Annotated in this window: 26 protein-coding genes; 18 read left to right on the top strand and 8 right to left on the bottom strand. The window is 73.6% G+C overall.

All coding sequences use genetic code 11. The features are described 5' to 3' along the window. The first annotated feature begins 114 nt into the window (after window positions 1–114). Window positions 115–1,659, top strand: coding sequence for a PucR family transcriptional regulator (locus tag FHL79_RS05175; RefSeq protein ID WP_171058025.1), 1,545 nt, complete (start codon window positions 115–117; stop codon window positions 1,657–1,659). Window positions 1,660–1,667: 8 nt separating this feature from the next. Here FHL79_RS05175 and FHL79_RS05170 read toward each other — a convergent pair whose 3' ends face one another. After that, window positions 1,668–2,015: a type II toxin-antitoxin system PemK/MazF family toxin gene (locus FHL79_RS05170; protein ID WP_138757559.1), complete on the bottom strand. Its 348-nt coding sequence runs from the start codon at window positions 2,013–2,015 to the stop codon at window positions 1,668–1,670. Further along, window positions 2,002–2,232: a ribbon-helix-helix domain-containing protein gene (locus tag FHL79_RS05165; RefSeq protein ID WP_138757558.1), complete on the bottom strand. Its 231-nt coding sequence runs from the start codon at window positions 2,230–2,232 to the stop codon at window positions 2,002–2,004. Before FHL79_RS05165 ends, FHL79_RS05170 begins: the two co-directional genes overlap by 14 nt. 142 nt (window positions 2,233–2,374) lie before the next feature. Here FHL79_RS05165 and FHL79_RS05160 point away from each other — a divergent pair, with 142 nt between their 5' ends. The 5 genes from FHL79_RS05160 (at window position 2,375) to FHL79_RS05140 (ending at window position 5,956) form a co-directional block, all read left to right on the top strand. After that, window positions 2,375–2,809 (top strand): hypothetical protein, encoded by a 435-nt coding sequence (locus tag FHL79_RS05160; protein ID WP_138757557.1) that lies wholly within the window; start codon window positions 2,375–2,377, stop codon window positions 2,807–2,809. 173 nt (window positions 2,810–2,982) lie between these two features. Further along, complete coding sequence (locus FHL79_RS05155; protein WP_171058024.1) at window positions 2,983–3,957, top strand: ABC transporter substrate-binding protein; 975 nt, start codon at window positions 2,983–2,985, stop codon at window positions 3,955–3,957. A gap of 62 nt (window positions 3,958–4,019) precedes the next feature. Next, window positions 4,020–4,886, top strand: coding sequence for an ABC transporter permease (locus FHL79_RS05150; RefSeq protein WP_138757555.1), 867 nt, complete (start codon window positions 4,020–4,022; stop codon window positions 4,884–4,886). A gap of 9 nt (window positions 4,887–4,895) precedes the next feature. Then, window positions 4,896–5,681, top strand: coding sequence for an ABC transporter ATP-binding protein (locus tag FHL79_RS05145; RefSeq protein WP_138757554.1), 786 nt, complete (start codon window positions 4,896–4,898; stop codon window positions 5,679–5,681). A 53-nt stretch (window positions 5,682–5,734) separates the two neighbouring features. After that, window positions 5,735–5,956, top strand: coding sequence for an antitoxin (locus FHL79_RS05140; protein ID WP_138757553.1), 222 nt, complete (start codon window positions 5,735–5,737; stop codon window positions 5,954–5,956). A 130-nt stretch (window positions 5,957–6,086) separates the two neighbouring features. Here FHL79_RS05140 and FHL79_RS05135 read toward each other — a convergent pair whose 3' ends face one another. Both FHL79_RS05135 and FHL79_RS05130 read right to left on the bottom strand, forming a co-directional pair. Next, window positions 6,087–6,500, bottom strand: a complete 414-nt coding sequence (locus tag FHL79_RS05135; RefSeq protein ID WP_138757552.1) for a hypothetical protein — start codon at window positions 6,498–6,500, stop codon at window positions 6,087–6,089. Between the two features lie 152 nt (window positions 6,501–6,652). Next, window positions 6,653–7,666 (bottom strand): LLM class flavin-dependent oxidoreductase, encoded by a 1,014-nt coding sequence (locus FHL79_RS05130; RefSeq protein ID WP_138757551.1) that lies wholly within the window; start codon window positions 7,664–7,666, stop codon window positions 6,653–6,655. Between the two features lie 101 nt (window positions 7,667–7,767). On the opposite strand from FHL79_RS05130, the gene FHL79_RS05125 reads away from it, so the two are divergent. From FHL79_RS05125 to FHL79_RS05115, 3 genes are all read left to right on the top strand, one after another. Then, on the top strand, window positions 7,768–8,001 hold the full coding sequence (locus tag FHL79_RS05125) for a ribbon-helix-helix domain-containing protein (RefSeq protein ID WP_138757550.1): 234 nt from the start codon (window positions 7,768–7,770) through the stop codon (window positions 7,999–8,001). Next, complete coding sequence (locus FHL79_RS05120) at window positions 8,001–8,318, top strand: type II toxin-antitoxin system PemK/MazF family toxin (RefSeq protein WP_138757549.1); 318 nt, start codon at window positions 8,001–8,003, stop codon at window positions 8,316–8,318. Before FHL79_RS05125 ends, FHL79_RS05120 begins: the two co-directional genes overlap by 1 nt. 140 nt (window positions 8,319–8,458) lie before the next feature. Then, on the top strand, window positions 8,459–8,689 hold the full coding sequence (locus tag FHL79_RS05115) for a hypothetical protein (RefSeq protein ID WP_138757548.1): 231 nt from the start codon (window positions 8,459–8,461) through the stop codon (window positions 8,687–8,689). A gap of 4 nt (window positions 8,690–8,693) precedes the next feature. Here the strand turns inward: FHL79_RS05115 and FHL79_RS05110 are convergent, their stop codons facing one another. Together FHL79_RS05110 and FHL79_RS05105 are read right to left on the bottom strand one after the other, a co-directional pair. After that, complete coding sequence (locus tag FHL79_RS05110) at window positions 8,694–9,041, bottom strand: nuclear transport factor 2 family protein (protein ID WP_138757547.1); 348 nt, start codon at window positions 9,039–9,041, stop codon at window positions 8,694–8,696. A gap of 93 nt (window positions 9,042–9,134) precedes the next feature. Next, entirely contained in the window at window positions 9,135–9,422 is a 288-nt protein-coding gene (locus FHL79_RS05105; protein WP_138757546.1) for a hypothetical protein, read from the bottom strand. A gap of 185 nt (window positions 9,423–9,607) precedes the next feature. Here FHL79_RS05105 and FHL79_RS05100 point away from each other — a divergent pair, with 185 nt between their 5' ends. Continuing rightward, on the top strand, window positions 9,608–10,864 hold the full coding sequence (locus FHL79_RS05100; RefSeq protein ID WP_138757545.1) for a serine hydrolase domain-containing protein: 1,257 nt from the start codon (window positions 9,608–9,610) through the stop codon (window positions 10,862–10,864). Window positions 10,865–10,952: 88 nt separating this feature from the next. Here FHL79_RS05100 and FHL79_RS05095 read toward each other — a convergent pair whose 3' ends face one another. Together FHL79_RS05095 and FHL79_RS05090 are read right to left on the bottom strand one after the other, a co-directional pair. Further along, the gene (locus FHL79_RS05095) at window positions 10,953–12,452 is read right to left on the bottom strand and encodes a DUF4407 domain-containing protein (protein WP_138757544.1); all 1,500 of its coding nucleotides are present in this window, start codon (window positions 12,450–12,452) and stop codon (window positions 10,953–10,955) included. A 169-nt stretch (window positions 12,453–12,621) separates the two neighbouring features. Further along, the gene (locus FHL79_RS05090; RefSeq protein WP_138757543.1) at window positions 12,622–13,152 is read right to left on the bottom strand and encodes an NUDIX hydrolase family protein; all 531 of its coding nucleotides are present in this window, start codon (window positions 13,150–13,152) and stop codon (window positions 12,622–12,624) included. Between the two features lie 102 nt (window positions 13,153–13,254). On the opposite strand from FHL79_RS05090, the gene FHL79_RS05085 reads away from it, so the two are divergent. From FHL79_RS05085 to FHL79_RS05050, 8 genes are all read left to right on the top strand, one after another. Then, window positions 13,255–14,118 (top strand): dioxygenase family protein, encoded by an 864-nt coding sequence (locus tag FHL79_RS05085; RefSeq protein WP_138757542.1) that lies wholly within the window; start codon window positions 13,255–13,257, stop codon window positions 14,116–14,118. Window positions 14,119–14,204: 86 nt separating this feature from the next. Then, on the top strand, window positions 14,205–14,486 hold the full coding sequence (locus FHL79_RS05080; protein WP_138757541.1) for a type II toxin-antitoxin system Phd/YefM family antitoxin: 282 nt from the start codon (window positions 14,205–14,207) through the stop codon (window positions 14,484–14,486). Next, entirely contained in the window at window positions 14,483–14,917 is a 435-nt protein-coding gene (locus FHL79_RS05075) for a type II toxin-antitoxin system VapC family toxin (RefSeq protein WP_138757540.1), read from the top strand. The genes FHL79_RS05080 and FHL79_RS05075 overlap by 4 nt, the downstream gene beginning before the upstream one ends. A 91-nt stretch (window positions 14,918–15,008) precedes the next feature. After that, the gene (locus tag FHL79_RS05070; protein WP_138757539.1) at window positions 15,009–16,415 is read left to right on the top strand and encodes an amidase; all 1,407 of its coding nucleotides are present in this window, start codon (window positions 15,009–15,011) and stop codon (window positions 16,413–16,415) included. A gap of 158 nt (window positions 16,416–16,573) precedes the next feature. Beyond that, the gene (locus FHL79_RS05065) at window positions 16,574–17,197 is read left to right on the top strand and encodes an antibiotic biosynthesis monooxygenase (RefSeq protein WP_138757538.1); all 624 of its coding nucleotides are present in this window, start codon (window positions 16,574–16,576) and stop codon (window positions 17,195–17,197) included. 212 nt (window positions 17,198–17,409) lie between these two features. Further along, window positions 17,410–19,017, top strand: coding sequence for a protein kinase domain-containing protein (locus tag FHL79_RS05060; RefSeq protein ID WP_246080371.1), 1,608 nt, complete (start codon window positions 17,410–17,412; stop codon window positions 19,015–19,017). 115 nt (window positions 19,018–19,132) lie between these two features. Then, the gene (locus FHL79_RS05055) at window positions 19,133–19,525 is read left to right on the top strand and encodes a hypothetical protein (RefSeq protein WP_138757537.1); all 393 of its coding nucleotides are present in this window, start codon (window positions 19,133–19,135) and stop codon (window positions 19,523–19,525) included. A gap of 4 nt (window positions 19,526–19,529) precedes the next feature. Further along, entirely contained in the window at window positions 19,530–20,216 is a 687-nt protein-coding gene (locus FHL79_RS05050) for a class F sortase (protein WP_246080369.1), read from the top strand. Window positions 20,217–20,266 lie beyond the last annotated feature (50 nt).

Genomic DNA, 20,266 nt, shown 5'->3' with positions numbered 1-20,266 from the left:
GCGGCGACCCGGGCGGTCGGCTGGCGAGGACGCTAGGCGCGCGGTGCGGTCGGCCCCAAGAGACGCCGTGTCGTCAACGCCCGGTTAACGGTGGACGATCTGTACGGTGCGCGCGTGCCGTTCACCCTGCGCGACCTGCTGGCCCTGCCGGCGGTGCAAGGTGCCCGCCCGGAGCTGGTCGGGCACCGGGACGGCGTGGACGAGCGGGTGGTCCGCTGGGTGCACACCAGCGAGATCCAGGACATCGCGCCGCTGCTCAAGGGCGGGGAGGCGCTGCTGACCACCGGACTCGGGCTGGTCGCGCTGCCGCCGGAGGCGCACCGGGCCTATGCCGCCGCCCTCGCCCGAGTGGGACTGACGGCGCTGCTGCTGGAGCTGGGGCGCAGCTTCCCCACCGCACCGCCGGCACTGCTCGACGAGGCCGCCCGGGTCGGGCTGCCGGTGGTGCTGCTGCACGGGGTGGTGCCCTTCATCGAGGTGACCGAGGCCGCCCATGCCGCGATCCTCGAGCAGGAGGTCACCGCGCTGCGGGAGGTCGCCGAGCAGCGCAACCGCCTGCTGCAGGCCATGGCCGAGAGCCCCGGCGTCGTCGGGCTGGTCGGCGCCTGCGCCCAGCTGAGCGGCCAGCCGGCCAGCCTGGTCACCGCGGACGGCGAGCTGGTCGCCGGGTCCGCGGTCCCGGAGGACGGCGCCGGCGACGGCGTGGACGTCCTGGTCGGCGGTCAGGTCTGGGGCCGGCTCGCCCTGCTCGGACCGGCCGGCGCGCGGACCCGGGCCACGGCGGAGGCGGCCGGACCGCTCGTCGCGCTGGAGGTGCAGCGGTCCCCGTCGGGCACCAGCAGCCGCCGGCTGTCCGCCGCCCAGCTGCTCACCGACCTGATGACCGGCCGCTACGCCTCGACCGGGGACCTGGCGTCGCGGGCGCTGGGGGTCGGGTTCGTCGTCCGGCCGGGGCACGCCGTGATCGGCTGCGTGGTGCGCCCGCGGTCGCACCGGTCGGCGTTGCCGGGGTGGCTGCAGACGGTGCAGGAGCGCTCGGCCCGCCACCTCCCGGCCGCGATGGTGGCCGAGCGAGAGGGGCACGTGCTGCTGGCTGCCGCCGTGCCCCGGGCGGGCGCCCGCCGTCAGCTGGCCGCCCTCACCGCCGACCTCAACGCCCGGCTGGGCGCCATGGGCGGCGTGCTCGTGTGCGCCGGGCCGCTGGTGGACGACGTCCCCGCGCTCGCCGGGTCGCTCCAGTCGGCCGTGGACACCTCCGACCTCGCGGTGCGGATGGCCACGGCGTCGGACCTGGTGCTGTCGGAGGACGTCGCGCTCTACCAGCTGCTGCTGACGATGGTGGACGACGCGGCCCTGGAGCGCTTCACCCTGGCCCAGCTCGGCCCGCTGCTCCAGCACGACGCCCGCACCGGCGCCGGCCTGGTGATGACCCTGGACACCCTGTTCGTGGCCGGGATGAGCAAGAGCCGGGCCGCGGACATGCTGGGTGTGCGGCGGCAGACCCTCTACGGGCGGGTCGAGCGCATCTCCCAGCTGCTGGGCGGGATCGACCTGGAGCAGCGCGAGGCCCGCACCGCGCTGGACCTGGCCCTGCTGTGCTGGCGGCTGCGGCTCAACGGCGGCCGCGCCGGAGCTGACGCGGGGGCGCCGCCGCGCTGACCCAACGCCTACAGCTGCAGGTGGATCCGCAGTGCCTCGTCCAACTCGCGCATCAGGTCCACGGGCACCCGGCCCAGAACAACACCGATCCGCTCGACGGCCACCGACCGCACCTGCTCCGCCTGGGCCTTGGAGTCGGCGGTCAGTCCGGTCCGGTCAGCCGGGAGCAGTGTCTGGAAGGCGAACACCCGCGACACGTTGCTGGTCACCGGCACGACCGTGACCACGCCGCGTCCCAGCCGCGTGGCTGTTGCGTTGGCGCGGTCGTTGCTCACGAGCACAGCCGGCCGCCGCTTGCTCGCCTCGCTGCCCCGCACGGGCTCCAGGTCGACGAGCCGGACCTCACCGCGGCGCATCGATCACGCCGTCTCCTGCTGTGGCGTCCCACGTCGACTGCTCGCCGGAGACTTCCCACTCCTCCCACGCCGCGGCGTAGTCCTGCTCGAGCTCAGCTTGCCGCAGCAGCCGGAGCGCGTGCTGGATCACGGCGGACCGCCCCTTCAGACCGGCGGCGCGGGCGTACTCGTCCAGCAGGGCCACATCGTCATCGGGCAAGCTGACGCTCAGCTTCATACCGCAATGCTACCGGCGGTAGCAGTCCGGTAGCAACGCTTCTACTACTAGAACCGTCAGCTCGTATGACGACTACCAAACCCGCCGGCCCCTGTGGACAGGGCCAGCGGCGGACGGCCGCTGTGCAGCAGAGTGCCCGGCCATGACGACCCTGCCGCACCCCAGCATCCCCGTCACCAGTGGCGCCGAACTCACCGAGCGCTGGCGCACCTTGCTCCACCTCGACGAGCCGCCGTCCCAGCGCCGGCTCTTCCTCGCCTGGCTCCGCACCGACGGCACGATGGTCCCGCTGCTGATCCCGGTCGAGGACCTCCCGGTCGAACCCGACCGGGTGGCGATCGGCAAACTCCACGACCTGCACTCCGTCGTGGCGGAGTCCGAGGGCGTCGGCCCGGCCGACCTGCACCTGGCCATGTGCCTGGAGCGGCCCGGGCCGGCCACCGCCGACGACGACGCCTGGTGCGCAGCCATCGAGTCGATCGTCCGCGAGCGGGACGGCGTCGACTGCAGCCTGCACGTCGGCGACGGACGCACCACTGCCCCGCTGCTCCTCCGGCGCAACTGGCCGGCAGCGTGATCGTGCTCTGCTGCCACAGCGGCAGCAGAGCACGAGCGTGCCGCGGCCCGGCAGGTCACGCGGAGGTCACGTCATGGACTCGTTACAGCGCTGACACAGGGGACGCCCAGACGGCCCGTTGAGTGCAGGCCGACAGCGCACCCCGCGCTGCCACCGCCCTCAGAGGAGACCCGTTGAGCCCCTCCGCCGTCCGCCGCGCGCTCGCCGGCACTGCCGTCGCCGCGACCGTCCTCTCCCTCGCCGCCTGCGGCTCCGACTCCGCAGAGGCCGAGTCGTCGGGCAGCAGCGGGGAGACGCAGACGGTCACCGTCGGCACGCTGCGCGGCCAGCCGCACTTCTACGCGCCGTTCCTCTACGAGGACCACGCCGTGAACGGCGTGGAGTTCGAGGTCGTCACGCTCGACAGCACCCCGGCGCTGACCGACGCCGTCTCCTCCGGCACCGTCGACTTCGCCATCACCGGCATCACCGCGACCATCTCCGGCATCTCGCAGGACCGTGATCTGCGGATCGTCGCCTCGGCCGCGGACGGCGGCTCCGGGTTCATCGGCGGCGACGACATCGACACCGTCGCCGACCTGGTCGGGAAGAAGGTCGGCTACATCCAGGGCAGCGCGCCCGAGGTGGCGATGCGGCTGATCCTGGCCGAGAACGACGTCGACCCGAGCAGCCTCGAGCTGGTCGCCGTCCCGCCGCCGGAGATGGCCTCGGCCTTCAACAGCGGCTCGGTCGACGCGTTCTTCGGCACGGAGATCGCCGTCTCCCTGGCCACCGCCGCCGGCGGGCATGCGATCACCGACCCGTACGACACCCCGATCGGCAAGGTGAACATCGGCCTGGTCACCACCGGGTCGATGGTCGCCGACGACCCGGAGCTGGTGCAGAAGGTCGTCGACACGCACGCCGCGACCACCGCGTACATGACCGACAACATCGACGAGTGGCTCCCGGAGATGGTCCAGGAGTTCGGCGGTGACCAGGCCGTCCTGGAGTCGGCGCTGGAGAACTTCTGGCTGCGCGCCGACCTGAGTGAGGAGTACCAGGGCCAGGTCGAGGCGCTGGCCACCGCCATGGTCGACCTGGGCCTGATCGACACCGCCCCGACCGGGGACGAGCTCGTCGACGCGTCCTTCGCCCCCGAGTCCTGATCTCGCCAGGGGCGCCGGCGCAGTCCGTGCCGGCGCCCCTCCCTCCCCGGGAGGAACGTCCCATGACCACCAGCACCGTCCCGGTCGAAGCCGCGGCCCCCACGGTCCCGGTGCCACCGGCCCGCAGACGGCGCGGCCGGCTGCGCACCGTGCTGCTCGGCCTGCCCGTCCCGCTGCTGTTCCTGCTGCTGTGGCACGTCGGCCGGGAGAACGCCTGGGAACTCCCCTTCGGCATCCGGATGGGCTTCCTCCCCTACCCCGCCGACGTCGCCCGCGGGCTGGCGAACTACGCGTTCGGCACCCGGGACGACGCCTTCAGCAACCTGCTCTGGGAGGACCTCCCGGCCAGCGCGCTGCGGGTCCTCTCCGGCTTCGCGCTCGCCACGCTGGTCGCCGTCCCGCTCGGGGTGCTGATGGGCCGCTTCAGCACCGCCCACGCCCTGTTCGACCCGATGATCAACCTGTTCCGGCCCATCCCGGCGACGGCCTGGGTGCCGCTGGTCGCGCTGCTCATCGGCTACGGCGACCAGGCCTCGATCTTCCTGATCACGCTGTCCGCGTTCTTCCCGGTCGTGCTCGGCACCATCAGCGGCGCCCGGCAGGTGCCCGAACGGCTGCTGGAGGCCGCCCGGATGCTCGGCACCTCCGGCGTCGGCACGCTGCTGCGGGTGGTGCTGCCGGCCGCGGCGCCGGCCATCGTCAACGGCATGCGGGTGGGCCTCGGGCTGTCCTGGGTGATCCTCGTGCTCAGCGAGACCACCGGCGTCCCGACCGGCCTGGGCTCGACGATCTTCCTGGCCCGTGACGTCGTCCAGACCGACCAGATCGTCGTCGGGATGATCTGCATCGCCGTCGCCGGCTTCCTCTCCGACCGGCTGCTGATGCTGCTGTTCCGTGTCCTGTTCCGCGACCGCCCGCTGATCAAGTAGGAGCCGACCATGGAACACCTCGCCGCCGGCCGGACCGCCGACGTCCGGATCGCCGGGCTGACCAAGAACTACGCCGGCGCCGTCACCGCGATGGCCGACGTCGACCTGACCATCCCCTCCGGTGAGTTCGTCGCCGTGGTCGGCGCCAGCGGCTGCGGGAAGAGCACGCTGCTGCGCATCCTGGCCGGCTTCGAGCAGCCGTCGGCCGGCGTCGTCGAGGTCGGCGGGACGCCGGTCACCGGGCCCGGCCCCGACCGCGGCGTCGTCTTCCAGGACTACGGGCTGTTCCCCTGGCTGTCGGTGCGGGAGAACGTCGGCTACGGCCCGGCCCGCAAGAAGCTGCCGAAGGCGGAGGTCGCGGCGATCACCGACCGGTTCATCGCCGCCGTCGGGTTGACCCGGTTCGCCGGCAAGTACCCCGCACAGCTCTCCGGCGGGATGCAGCAGCGGGTCGCGATCGCCCGGGTGCTGGCCAACGACCCATCGCTGCTGCTCATGGACGAGCCGTTCGGTGCGCTGGACGCCCTCACCCGCTCCGACCTGCAGGCCGAGCTCAAGCGCATCCACGTCGACACCCGGACGACGGTCGTCTTCGTGACGCACTCGATCGAGGAGGCCGTCTTTCTGGCCGACCGGGTGGTGGTGATGACCGGCGGCGCCGCGCACGGTGTACCGGGGCACATCAGCCGCATCGTGCCGGTCGAGCTCGCCGACCGGGACGTCACCTCACCGCCGTTCAACGAGGTCAAACGGGAGATCGCCGAGCTCGTGCACACGGTGCCTGAGCCGGTCTGAGGGCCTCGCGCGCAGCGCTTGCCGTGTGCGCGAGGCAGGTGGACGGTTGCGGCATGCCGACGCTCTACCTCCGGAACGTCCCCGCCGAGGTCATCGAGCGGCTGTCCAGGTTGGCCGAGCGGGAGCACACGTCGGTGAGCGCGGTCGCCGTCCGCGAGTTGGCAGATGCCAGCCGCCGGGCGGACAACCCGACGCTGTTGGCAGCCCTACCAGGCACCGGCATCGCTGTGGACGACGTCGTCGATGCGTTGGACGTAGGCCGCGCCGACCGGTGATCGTCCTCGACGTCTCTACTGCGGTCGCGGCTCCGGTGCCTTGCTCACCGCCGACGCGCGCCTCGCGCGTGCCCCCGGCGCCACGTGTCCGGTCACAGTCGTGTCCACCTGACGCTGCAGGGCCGCGGTCTCAGCTCCGGTGGGGGCGGACCAGTGGACGGCCGGGCGTGCGCGCGGGCGCACACCGCAGCACCGAGCGGTGGTTCTCCTGGACGACGACGATGGTGCCGCCCCGGGCCGCCCCGCACAGCGCCTCGTAGACAGCCGGTTCCAGCAGCGTGGCCTCGCAGCGGCCCTGCACACCGGACTCCTCGACGGCCCGGTCCACCTGCGCCGCCAGCCGGGCGCGGACCAGCTCGCGCTCGGCGTCGTAGGCCCGCGGATCGACGACGGCGCACGCCAGGACGGTGCCCTCGTGGCGGGCGGCGTCGCGCAGTGCCCGGACGAGGTCGGCCGAGGTCGCCGCCGTCCCGTCGAGCGCGACGATGAGCCGGGCATGGGCACGGCGAGGGGGCCTGCTCCCGACCAGCTCTGCTGACGTCATACGCACACCCTGCGCGGTCAGCCAGTCACCCGAAAGAGGCCGACCCGGATCCGAAACCATCAAGTTTAGGTTCGGGCGCGCCGATCTACGCAGTGTGATGGCTACCGCACAGTAGGGACCCCGGTCGCTCGTACGAGGGTCGACCGTCTGGCTCAGGTCGTCGGCGTCCATCCGAGCGCGGGGCCGAGGTGTCGCGCCATGTCCGTGAGGATCTGCACGTAGTCCTCGTGCTCGAAGCTGAACGGCAGCGCGAACACCACCTCGGACACCTCGCAAAAGCCGGCGTGGGCGTACAGCTGCTCGGCGATCTGCTCCGACGTCCCGATCAGGTCGACCGCGAACATCATCCGGGCCGGACCCTGCGGCGCCGTCGTCCGCGGGGTCCGGGCGTCCACGTAGGCCTGGTACTTCTGGCGTTGCGCGCCCGACGCCGAGTCGGTCGGGATGACCACCAGGCCCTGCGACACCCGCCCGGTCGGGTTGGCGGCCTTGAACGCCTGCACCTGACTCGCCTGCTCGACCGCGAAGTCTTCGCTCGACTCTGCCTTGATCACGCTCGAGGTCAGGAAGTTCATCCCCTGCTCCCCCGCCCACTGCGCCGACCTCAGCGACGCCCCGCCGTACCAGAGCCGGTCGGCCAGCCCGGGAGCGTGCGGTTGCACCCGGTCCGACCACTCCTCGACCACGCCCTCCTTGCCGCGGAAGGACGACGCCGGCTCCCCCGCGATGAGCCGACGCAGCCGCGCCACCCGTTCGTAGGAGAAGTCCTCGACGTCCGCAGTGTCCGGGTAGAGCGCTGCCTTGACGTCGTCCCAGTGCATCGGCTGCCCGACGCTGACCCCCGGGTTCAGCCGGCCACCGGACAGCACGTCGACCGTCGCCAGGTCCTCGGCCAGCCGCAGCGGGTTCTCCCACGCCAGCGGCGTCACCGCCGTCCCCAGCGAGATCCGCGACGTCCGCTGCGTCGCCGCGGCGAGGACGGCGACCGGTGAGCTGATCCCGTACTGAAGGTGCCGGTGCCGCAGCCAGGCGCTGTCGAAGCCGAGCCGCTCCCCCAGCTCGATCACCTGCAGCGTCGACTCGTGGCCCGGCCCGGGGTCGTCCCCGTCGAACAACCCGATCGTCAGGAAACCGAGCTTCTCCAGCGGCACCCCAGGCAGCGGCATGTCCTGATCATGCAGCGAGGAGATGCGGCGGTCGCACTCGGTCCAGAGCGGGAACCCCTCGGGTGGTAGCACCTCGCATCCCACGGCGGTACCGTAGGTGCGTGAGCATCCAGGTCGCCGTCCGCCTGCCGGAGGAACTCGTCCGCTTCATCGACCAGCTCGTGGCCGACGGTCGAGCGTCCTCCCGTGCTGCGGCGGTGAGCCAGGCTCTGCAGCGCGAGCGCCGTCGGGAGCTGGCCGCCCGGGACGCCGCCATCCTGGCGGGTGGACCGAGCGACGACCTGGACGGGCTGGCCGAACACGTCGCCGCGCTGCCGCTCGACGACCTCGACTGATGCGGCCGATCCACCTGGCCTCCCTGGACAAGACGCGCCCGGTCCTCGTGCTGACCCGCGAGCTCGTCCGGCCGCACCTGAGCCGGGTGACCGTTGCCCCGATCACCAGCACGATCCGGGGACTGTCCACCGAGGTCCCCGTCGGCCACGACAACGGGCTCGACCACCCGAGCGTGGTCAGCTGCGACGACGTCGTCACCGTTCCGGTCACGGCCCTCGGCCGGCAGATCGGCCGCCTGCTGCCTGACCAGGAGACGGCGCTCACCGCGGCACTGCACGCGGCCTTCGACCTCGACGATCTCCCCCCACTGCGCTGATTCCCCAGCGTCTGCCTGCCGTGGTCGCGTGCGGCCCCGGATGTCCGCACGGGAGTGGCGCCTGGGGCAGGTGGGGTGCCCCGGCTCGACCAGCACCCGTTCCCGGCGATTCCCCCGCCCCACCTGCCGACAACAGCACCGTGAGGTTCCGGAAGAGAGCGCACGACGCGGTGCCGCCGGACGACGGCGGGCTGCAGACCTGGCTGGAGGACCTCGTCGACGGCGAGACGACGGCCCGTCGGCTGCGCAAGCGGCTGGACGACTCCGGCGAGCGCCCCGAGGCGACCTGCGAGGTCTGCGACGGCGCCGCCACCGGCAAGATCTACTTCGGCCTCGAGGGCCACCTGCACGGGCGCCGCGTCACCGCCTGACACGTCAGCCCGTCTTCTCCAGAGTGCAGCGCACCGTCTGCACTCGGATGCTGTCGTCCGCGAAGACGAAGGTGTCCACGCCGTCGGTCACCCGGCTGGACGTGGCGACGGCCGACCACTCGATGAACAGGACGTCACCCTCGAAGACCTGCGTGGGCACGTCCCAGCTCGCGTCGGGCAGGTCGGCGAGCATCCCCTTGACCCACCCCCGGACGCCGTCCCGGCCGCGGAAGACCTCGGCCGGGGTGATGAGGACCGCGTCCTCGGCGTAGTCGGCGACGAGCTCGTCGACGTCACCGGCCATCAACGCGCTCGCGTGGTGGGCGAAGATCTCCTGCGGGGTGCGGGTCACGGCTGCCTCCCGTGGATCGGACGGCGGGGGTGCCGTCGCCGGGCAAGCTAGTCCGCCCACGCCCCCCGGGGAACCAGTCGGATCCGCCGGGCCTCAGCCGAGGCCGCGGTGAGCCGCCCACAGCTCACCGGCGCGGCCGGCGGCCTCCGACACCAGCGCCGCCAGCTCCGGCCGGTCGGGGACCCGGAAGGAGACGTACGTGCCGCGACCGCCGGCGGTCGGCCGCCCGTAGGCCTTCGCCGCCAGGTGCCCGTCCGGCAGCAGCCGGACGTTCAGCGTGCTGAGCAGGAACTCCTGACCGCGCCGGGTGTCCGTCCAGCGCATCGCCTCCGGGATCGTCACGTTGATCGCCAGGGCAGTCACCTCCACCGGGCTGCTCATGCAGTCAGCGTGGCACCGCTTCGCCGCAACTGGGACGTCGTGCTGACCGGAGCCGACACTGCCACGGCGTAGGGACGCGCCGTCTGCGCCTGCACACCGCGATTCCCAGCCACCACGGGCCGCTCCGCCTGCGGAACGGTGGGCCACTCGCCCGACACCTTCGATGTTCCTGGGTGGAGCCCGCCATGACCGGACACCGCGCACCTCACCTGACCACCCGAGCCGCGCTGATCCGCGCCCTCGTCGTCGCGCTGCTCGTGCTCGCGGGCCTCGTGGCCCCGATCGCGGGGAATGTCCCCGCGCACGCCGCGCCGTCCATTCCAGAGGGGGCACGCGGCGACGACGTCGCTGCGGAGTTGCGCGCGGACCTCGACGCCTACCTGCGTGACCGCGGTGCGGCGGAGCACGTCTCGGCCGCCGGCGTCAGCGTCAACCTGCCCGGCCGCCGGTCGACGATCGACGTGACCACCGGGACGACGACCTTCGGCGGCTCCGTGCCGGTGCCACCGGACGCCGTCTGGCAGATCGGCAGCAACACCAAGGCGTTCACCGCCGTGCTGCTGCTGCAGCTGGAGGCACAGCACCGGCTGTCCATCGACGACACGCTCGGGACGTGGCTGCCGCAGTACCCGCAGTGGCGGGACGTCACGATCCGGCGGCTGCTGAACATGACCAGCGGCATCCCGACCTACGACGACCAGCCGGCCTGGTACGCCGACTACGCCGCCGATCCGCACACGTACTTCTCACAGGAGCGGCTGGTCGGCTACGTGCTCGACGCCCCGGCGACGTCGGGCTACAGCTACTCGAACACGAACTACGTCCTCGCCGAGATGATCATCGAGCGGGCGACCGGGCACAGCTACTCCGACCAGCTGTACCGCCGCATCATCGAGCCGCTGGGCCTGCGCGACCTGCACTACCGCCCCGACGTCTACCCCGCCTGGGTGACCGACCGCGAACCCGCCGGCTACCTCTTCAACCCCGACTTCCCGCTGCCCGGGCTCCTGGGACAGGACGTCAGCCGGGACACGCTGTCCTGGGCGCGCTCCGCCGGCGCCATCATCAGCACCACCAGCGACATGACCCGGTGGGAACGCGCGCTCTACGGTGGCCGGCTGCTCCCACCCCAGCAGCAGGCCGAGCTGGAGAGCCTCGTCTCGACCACGACCGGCCAGCCCATCGACAGCACGTCGGCGACCGACCCCCAGGGGTTCGGTCTGGGGATCGCCCAGCTCACGACCCCGCAACTCGGCACGTTCTGGTTCTACGAAGGCCAGACTCTCGGCTTCCGCGCCGTGCACGCCTACTTCCCGGAGTCGGGCCTGATCATCGCCTTCGCCCTGAACAGCTCCGTCGAGGGCCCCAATGACCAGATCGGACCGCTGATGCAGACGCTGTACGAGACCGTGGACGCAGCAGGGTTGGTCCCCGGAGCCTGACCGACCGGCGAACCCGCGCCGTCCCGAACGCCGACTGGCCCCGACCCCCGCGAGATGCCGGGGTCGAGGCCAGTACGGGTGGGGCGGGTCAGCGCTCGCGGGACTCCACCGGGGTGAACAGCTCCGCGGCCGGACGCGGGGCCGGCAGCGGCCACGGGCGGACGGCGGACGGGGCGGTCATCAGCGCCTCGAGCTCGCCGGTGTCCAGCGTGGGCTCGACGACCTCGGTCGCCGCCGGAACCGGGCGGTCGGAGCCGACCGCGTTGCGCAGGATCCGGGCGAACCGGCCGCGGCGGGCCTGCCGGCGGGCCTCCCGGCGCTCGGCCTCCTCGCGGGCGGCGATCTCCCGGTCCAGGATCTCCCGGGCCATCCGGTCGGTCTCGGCGGCGACCACCAGGTCGGCGCGGGCCTGCACCGCGCGCTGGCGTCCGTCGCGGCGGATCTTCTCCGCCTCGACGTCCTCCTCGTCGCGCAGCTTCTCCAGCACCTCGTAGGCGTTGGGCTCACCGAAGTTGAGCAGCGTCTTCATCAGCACCGGCAGCAGCTCGACGGACAGGAAGAGCAGGAACAGCATCACGTGCGCGGTGCCGGCGGCCCGCCGGTCCTCGGCCAGCCGGTCCATCGCCTCGAGCCGGGCGAGCAGGCCGTCGGCCTGGGAGTTCTGCGCGGCGAACGCCTCCTGCTCGGCGGTGCGCAGCGCGGTCAGCCGGGCCAGCTCGGCCTGGTCGGTGGCCAGGTCGGCCTGCGCCATCGCGACGCTGCGGGCACCGTTGCTGGCCGCGTCCGCGCCGGCCGACGTCCGGGCGTCGACGAGCGCGGCGTCGGCGGCGTCCAGCTCGGCCTTGGCGGCGTCCCGGACGGTGGCCTGCTGCGCGGCGGCCGCGGCGGCGGAGACGTAGGCGTCGCCCTCGCCGGGATCACCGGAGCCGCACGTGCCGTCGAGCTCGCACTGCGCCTTGGCCTGCAGCGTGCCGTAGCTGGCCAGCGCGGCGTCGTAGGCCTGCTGCTTCGACTCCCGGTCCGTCTGCGCGGCGGTGACCCGCGGGTCGGCGTTCGAGTCGGTCTGCCCACCGCCGGCCAGCACGGCCTGCTCGGAGGCGATCTTGTCCTGCAGCTCGGGGATCTGCGCGTACCGGGCGTCGGCGTCCAGCTCGGCGGTGAACTCGTCGGCCGCCTCGGCCTGCAGCGTCACGATCGTCGCGTCGATCTCCTTGTTGAACACCTGCAGCGTCAGCGGCATCGAGATCACCGTGCCGAGCAGGACGCCGAGGGCGATGCGTGGCACCGCCATCGCGACGTTGCGGAACACCGAGGCGTCGTGGCCCATGCCGACCAGCAGCATCCGGTCCAGGTTGACGATCACCAGGCCCCAGCCGAGGCCGATCACGCCGGCCAGCAGCCACGGGGCGCCGAGGGCCATGTGCACGGCGAAGGCCGCCGACACGGCCGCCAGCCCACCCGTGCTGAGCAGGACACCACCGAGCGCCACGTACTTGGCGCGGGAGCCCGGCGCGACCGTGAGCACGTCCAACCGTGCTCCGGCGAGCACGGCCAGGCGGTCACCGACGGAACTGTTGCGGGCCCTCATGCAGACGACGTCCTCTCCCAGGTCTGTTCAGACCCGGTATCGGTCGTCCAGCCGCGGATCGGTACCCCCTGCGCCCGGCGTCGCCCACGTCATGCCTCCGGTCTTCGCCCAAGGCGCGCCTTCGGCAGCCGTCCCGTTCGCCAAAGTGGCGCTCTTGGCGAACGGGGGGTCAGACGCCGAGGTGCGCGAGGGCCTGGAGCAGCAGGGTGCTCTGGCCGTTCGCCAGCTCGGCGAGCACCGCCGGGTCCCGGACGTCGTCCGGCGCGAACCAGGTCAGCTCCAGCGCGTCCTGCTGCGGCGCGCAGTCGCCCCCGACCGGCACCACGTAGGCCAGCGACACCGCGTGCTGCCGGGGGTCGTGGAACGGCGTCACGCCCGGGGTCGGGAAGTACTCGGCGATGGTGAACGGCTGCGGCGCCGACGGGACCCGGGGCAGCGCCAGCGGGCCGAGGTCCTTCTCCAGGTGCCGGAGCAGCGCCGAGCGGACCCGCTCGTGGTACAGCACCCGCCCGGACACCAGAGCCCGCTTGACCTGGCCGTTCTGCCCGATCCGCAGCAGCAGACCGACCGCGGTGACGACGCCGTGGTCGTCCACCCGCACCGGGACGGCGTCGACGTAGAGGATCGGCAGCCGCTCGCGCGCGGCGTCCATCTCCTCGCGGGAGAGCCAGCCGGCACCAGATTGCGTCACCTCGGTCATGCCCACTGTCTAGCCGACGGCAGCCGGACTCTCCTGACGGCGGGGCGTGGCACTCCTCACGTCGGTACTTGAATCTTCAAGCAGAAGGCGTATGGTCGGGGCATGGCCCAGCACCCGTTCAGCACCCACCTGCAGCGGCACGCCGAGCTGGAGGCGTCCGCGCCACAGCGGACGTGGACGCCGGAGGACGGCGCGCTGCCGAGCCTGTACCTCAGCCACGGCGCCCCGCCGACCTTCGAGGACGCCGCCTGGATGACCGAGCTGCACACCTGGGCCCGGTCGCTGCCCAAGCCGCGGGCCATCCTGATCGTCAGCGCGCACTGGGAGTCCGCGCCGCTGTCGATCAGCAGCACCCAGGCCGGCACCGAGTTGGTCTACGACTTCGGCGGCTTCGCGCCGATGTACTACCGGATGCGCTACGACACCCCGTCGGCTGCGGACCTGGCGCAGCTGGTCATGTCGGTGCTGCCCGACGGCGAGGAGCTGCACGAGCACCGCAGCCGCGGTCTCGACCACGGCGCGTGGGTGCCGTTGAAGGTGATGTACCCCGACGCCGACGTCCCGGTGCTGCAGCTGTCCATGCCGACCCACGACGCCTCGACGCTGCTCGGCCTCGGCCGGCGGCTGCGCACCCTGCGCGAGCACGGCGTGCTGGTCATCGGCAGCGGGTTCATGACCCACGGGCTGCCGTTCCTGACCCGGGAGATGTTCAGCGGCACCGTCGTCCCCGAGTGGTCGCGCGACTTCGACGCCTGGGCCGCCGACGCGCTCTCCCGCGGGGACGTCGACGAGCTCGCCCGCTTCCGGTCGGCCGCGCCCGGCATGCCCTACGCGCACCCGACGGTCGAGCACTTCACGCCGCTGTTCGTCACCCTCGGCGCGGCCAGCGACCCGGAGGCGCCGGTCACCACCGCGATCAACGGCTACTCGATGGGGCTGAGCAAGCGCTCCTTCCAAGCCGCCTGACCTGTGTCTCGCCGAAGGCGCCTGCGACGCCGCCCTCCCGAGCTGTACGACGATCACCTCGGGTGGCTACTCTTCGCCTCGGGAAAGTGGCGACAGTCGAGGAGCTGATCATGCCCGCCATCGGGATCAAGGACTTGCGCGACGGGCTGAGCCGACACCTCGCCGCTGTCCGGGCAGGCACGGTGGTGACCGTCACCGATCACGGGCATCCGATCGCACGCATCGTGCCGGTCGACGCGCCCACCGTCCTGGAACAGCTGGTCGCAGAAGGCGTGGTCCGTCCTGCGGCGCAGCCTGTCCGCTCTCGACCGGAGCCCGTGCGGGCCACGGGCCCGGTGACCGAGCTCGTCGCCGACGACCGGGGATGATCGCCTACTTCGACACGTCGGCGGTCATCCCGCTCCTGGTGGCCGATGAACCCGGCGGGCCCGTCTGCCGGCGCATCTGGGACTCCGCCGCCACCCTCGTCACGACCAGGCTGACGTACGTCGAGGCCGCCGCGGCGTTGGCCCGCGCGGCGCGGCTGGGCCGCCTGGGACCTCCGGAGCACGACGCGAGCCTCGCGGGTCTCGACGAGCTGTGGCGGCAGTTCGACCTCCTCGACATCGACGACCAACTGGTCGACTCGGCAGCTCGGCTGGCGCGCCGGCACGCACTTCGCGGGTTCGACGCCGTCCACTGCGCTGCCGCCGCCCGCCTCGCCGACCCGACGACCGTCGCGATGTCGGGTGATCATGCCCTCGTCACCGCCTGGTCGGCCGAGGGTCTGGCGACGATCGACACCTCCAGCACGCCCTGACCGGAGGACCCGGCCCTCCGCCTGCCGCGCTCGGCGCCGCATGCCGCCTTCTCGCCGCAGTCGCGCCTTCGGCGCTGGTTAGGGTCCGGCCATGTCGCCGTCCGACCCGCTCGTCCAGGCCGTCGTCGCCCTCACCGGGCTGAGCAGGGACGACGTCCTCGCCGATCCCCGGTGGGCCGACCTCGCGCCGGCGCTCCCCAGGCTCGCCGACTCGATCGCGGCGCTGCAGCAGTCCATCGCGGACGGCGAGCGGACGGCGCAGTCGGCGAACCTCGCCCTGCTCGCCGCCTACGAGGGCCTGGAGAGGCTGGGCCGTCCGCTGCGCGCGGTGGTCCAGGTGCTGCCGGCCCCGCCGCGCGCCGCCGAGGGCCCGCTGCTCGGCACACCGGTCGCGGTCAAGGACATGATCGACGTCGCCGGGTCCGTCCGCGGCGACGGCAACCCCAGCGCGATGGCCGGCTCGCCCGCCGCCCACGACGCCCCGGTCGTCGCCCGGCTGCGCGCCGCGGCCGCCGACGTCGTCGCCACCGCATCGCTGCTCGAGTACGCCGCCGGCGCGCCGCACCCGGACCTGCCCGAGGCGCTCAACCCGGTCCGCCCCGACCGCACCGCCGGTGGCTCCAGCGGCGGGTCGGCCGCGCTGGTCGGCGCGGGCGTCGTCCCAGCGGCGCTCGGCACCGACACCGGTGGGTCGATCCGGCTCCCGGCGCACTACTGCGGCGTCGTCGGCATCAAGCCGACCTCCGGGCTCGTCCCGGTCGACGGCGTCACCCCGCTGTCGCCGACCCTGGACCACGTCGGCGTGCTGGCTGCGACCGTCCGGGACACCGCCCGGGTGCTGGCGGTGATCGCCGACCGACCCGCGCTGGCGACCGCGGCCGACGACCCGGCACCGGTGCGCGGGCTGCGGATCGGCGTCCTCATCGGTCAGCTCGCGCACCCCGCGCTGGACCCGGAGCTCGCCAAGCGGACCGGCGCACTGCTCGACCGGCTCGCCGAGGCCGGCGCGGAGCTGGTCGACGTCCGGGACGACGTGCTGACCGAACTCGGCGACCTGCTGGTGCCGGTGCTGCTGCCCGAGGCCTGGGCGGTGCACGGCGAGCGGGTGACCGCCGAGCCCGGCTGGTACGGCCCCGAGACGCTGCGGCTGTTCGAGGCCGCCCGCGACGCCGACCCCGCCGTTCGGGACCGCGCGCTGGCCCGCCAGGCCGAGCTGCTGCCCGCCGCCGAGGCGCTGCTCGACGGCGTCGACGTGCTGCTCGGGCCGGCTGCGCCCTACGTCGCGCCGGGGACGACGCCGCCGATCGACACCCCCGAGGGCGAGGTCGAGGGGTTGTTCACCGGGCCGTTCAACGTCACCGGCCAGCCCGCGGTCGCGCTGCCGGCCGGCCGGACCGACGACGGCCTGCCCTTCGCCGTCCAGCTGATCGGCCGGACCGGAGCCGACGCCGCCCTGCTCACCGCCTGCGCCCGGCTCGAACGCCTCCTCACCGCCTGACCGACCACCGCCGCGGGGTGTGCGCGCGGGTGTGCGGAGGGTCCGCACGCGCCGTCGGCCGGCCCCGGCGGACCGCAGTGCCCGACCGGACGGCGTCGCGCGAGGAGAGTTCGACCCGCGGCGATGCCGCAGGGGCATTGCCAGGGAGGAGCACTGGCATGTACGCCAGGACCACCACCGTGCGCGGCGACCCGGGTGCCGTCGACGAGGGCATCGAGTACGTCCGGGACGCCGTCTGGCCGATGCTGCAGCACATGAGCGGCTGCGTCGGCATGTCGATGCTCGCCGACCGGGAGGCCGGCCGGTGCATCGTGACCGCCGCCTGGGCCACCGAGGAGGCGATGCAGGCCAGCGCGGCCAGCGTCCGGGACTCCCGGAGCAAGGCCGCCGAGGTGCTGCGGGCCGACACGGTCGACGTCCAGGAGTGGGAGATCGCCGCGCTGCACCGGGTCCACCCGGCCGGGCCGGACGCCTGCGCCCGGGTCATCTGGACCGAGGCCGACCCGTCGTCGCTGGACGGCATGGTCGACGCGTTCCGGATGAGCCTGCTGCCGCGGATGGAGGAGCTGCCCGGCTTCTGCAGCGTCAGCCTGATGATCGACCGGATGACCGGACGTGCCTCGGCCGCGGTCACCTACGAGAGCCGGGACGCGCTGATGCGCTCCCGCCAGATGGGCGCGTCGATGCGCGACGACTTCGCCACCGCGATGGGCGCCCGGATCACCGAGGTCGCCGAGTTCGACCTCGCGCTCGCGCACCTGCGCGTGCCCGAGATGGCCTGACCCCGTGCCGGCCGGCGAGCTCCGCCCGCCGGCCGGCGTCCCGCCACCGACGCCGGAGGCGTGCCTTCGGCGAACCGAGGCCCGGCGTGTCCGCTCCTCCGCGGCGGGGCGTCGCCGAAGCCGTGGTCCCAGTGCTGTGCCGACCGCCCCCGTGGTGGGATGGTGGACCCGCCGCCCAAGCCGGGCGAGGTCGACCAGCGGGGGGAGCTGAGTTGGAACCGAACGGCCGACTCCTCGGCGGGCGCTACGAACTGACCGCGCTCATCGCCACGGGTGGCATGGGTCAGGTGTGGCAGGGGCGCGACACCGTGCTCAACCGGGACGTCGCGGTGAAGGTCCTCCGCGACGAGTACACCGGCGATCCGACCTTCCTGGCCCGCTTCCGCGCCGAGGCGCAGCTGGCGGCCGGCCTGGTGCACCCCAACATCGCCACGCTGTTCGACTACGGCGAGGTCGCTCCCGCCGACCCGCGGGGTGAGCACCTCGCCTACCTGGTGATGGAGCTGGTCCGCGGCGAGTCGCTGTCCGCGTTGCTCCGCCGCCAGCGCCGGCTCCCGCCCGAGCGCACGCTCGCCGTCCTGAGGCAGAGCGCCGCCGGGCTGGCCGCCGCGCACGCGGCCGGTGTGGTGCACCGCGACGTCAAGCCGGGCAACGTGCTGCTGGGCAACGACGGCTCGGTGAAGATCACCGACTTCGGCGTCGCCGTCTCCGCCGCCAGCGTGCCGCTCACCCGGACCGGCCAGGTCATCGGCACCGCCCACTACCTCTCCCCCGAGCAGGCCCAGGGGAACCGCGCGACGGCGGCCAGCGACGTCTACGCACTCGGTGTCGTCGGCTACGAGTGCCTCTCCGGGCACCGCGCCTTCGACGCGGAGAGCTCGGTGCAGGTCGCGCTCATGCACATCCGGGACCACCCCGAGCCGCTGCCGGACGACGTCCCCGCCCCGGTGCGCGCGCTGATCGAGACGGCGATGGTCAAGGACCCGGCCGACAGGTTCCCCGACGGCGCCGCCTTCCGCGACGCGATCGACCAGGTCATGGCCGGCCGGGCCTTCGGCCGCCCGGTCGCCTCCGCCGGACCGGCCGCCACCACCGTGATGCCCGCGGTGGCCGCGCCGACCGCGGAGTTCCCGGCCACCCAGCCGCGGCCGGCCTGGCACGCCGAGCCCGCGCAGGACTGGAGCCCGGAGCCGGCCGAGGAGCAGCGCGAGGACAGCCGGCGGCGGCGCCTCCTCGTGCCGCTGCTCGCGCTGCTCGTCGTCGCGGCGGTCGCCCTCGGCGGGTGGCAGATGCTCACCAGCGGTGCGGACGACGACCGGACCGCGACCGGCGCGACGAGTTCGCCGACCAGCAGCGCGCCGTCCTCCACCGCGCCCGCGCCGCCCACCGTGCAACTGGTCGACCTCGCCTCGTCCGACTTCGTCGGGCGCCCGGTGGGCGACGTGCAGGCGGAGCTGACCGGCCGCGGGCTGGTCGTCACGCTCAGCGCGCAGGAGACCGCCGACGTCGCCGACGGGCTGGTCACCGGGGTCGCCCCGGACGGCCCGCTCACCCCCAACAGCCCGGTGACCGTCAGCTACGCCGTCGCTCCGCCGACGCCGACGCCGACGCCGACCCCGACCCCGACGCCGACGCCGACGCCGACCGTGACGGACCCCGGCGCCGACGAGCCGGAGCCGGACGAGAGCGAGCCGGTGGAGACCGAGCCCGAGCAGCAGGCGCCCACCGACGACCTCCCCGGCAACGGGAACGGCAACGGGGACCGCTGGGGCAACGGGAGCGGCCGCGGGAACGGCAACGGGAACGGCAGCAACGGCTGACCCGGTCAGGTCACGACACGATCGCGGTCCCCTCCCGACACGCCGGTCACTCCTGTCACAGACGGTCGCGTCTCGATAATTTTGGGTGATCCACTGCCGTCCTCGAGGAGCACCCATGCGCCTGCCGCGCGCCGCCGACGTCGTCGTCCTGACCGCCGCCGTCTGGCTGCCCCTCACCGGCACCGCCTCGGCCGCGGACCTGGACTGCGCGGACTTCCCGAACCAGGCGGCCGCGCAGGTGGTCCTCGACGCCGACCCGGCCGACCCGAACAGCCTGGACTCCAACGGCAACCGCGTGGCCTGCGAGGCCTACGGCTACACGGCGGTGGCGACGACCGCGGGCCAGGTCGCCGTGCAGCCCACCGGCGGGGTCGCCGCGGGTGACGGCAGCTCGGCCGGCCGGGCCCCGGACGAGGGCGGCAGCCCGCTGTCCTACGTCGCCGGCGGGCTGGCCTTCGCGGCCGCCGGCGGTGCCGCGCTCGCCGCGCGCCGGGCGTCGCGCGCCTGACCCGGTGTCCCGGCACCATCGTCGCGCCGCCCGCCGTCCCCTCGCCGCGCGCGCCTGGACGGTCACGGCGGTGCTGCTCTCCGCGGCCGGGGTGGCCGCCGTGTGCCTGCTGCCGGCCGGCGGACCTGGCCCCGTCACCGTCGCCGGTGCCCTGGTCACCGTGGACGTCGACGCGCTCGAGCCGACGCCGGTGCGGGCCGGCGCGCGGGTGACCGTGCCGGTGCCGGTCGAGCCGGTGACGATGCCGCGCAGTGCGCCGGTGCGGGTCACCATCCCCGAGCTGGGGGTCCGCAGCCCGGTGATGGAGCTCGGGTTCGACGACGACGGGTCGATGGAGGTGCCGCCCGGCGGGTACCCGGCCGGCTGGTTCGACCGCAGCCCGACGCCCGGGGAGCTCGGGCCGGCGGTGCTGGCCGGACACGTCGACTGGGGCGGCGAGCCCGGCGTCTTCTGGGGCCTGCGCACGCTGCGCCCCGGTGACCAGGTGCTGGTCGACCGCGCCGACGGCAGCACCGCGACCTTCGCCGTCGACCGGGTCGCCCAGTACGCCAAGGACGAGTTCCCGGCCGGGTCGGTCTACGGCGACATCGACGAGGCCGGGCTGCGGCTGATCACCTGCGGCGGCGGCTTCGATCCCGACGTCGACAGCTACCGGGACAACGTGGTCGTCTACGCCTCCCTCGTGGCCTGAGCGCGGTCGGCGTGACGGGCCGCGGCCGCACGTGTCGCCTACAGCCGAGT

It is taken from the genome of Modestobacter altitudinis, assembly GCF_005930475.1.
Classification (GTDB): domain Bacteria; phylum Actinomycetota; class Actinomycetes; order Mycobacteriales; family Geodermatophilaceae; genus Modestobacter; species Modestobacter altitudinis.
The sequence above is the reverse complement of the archived record's forward strand: the minus strand, read 5'-3'. Positions and strand labels throughout refer to the sequence as shown.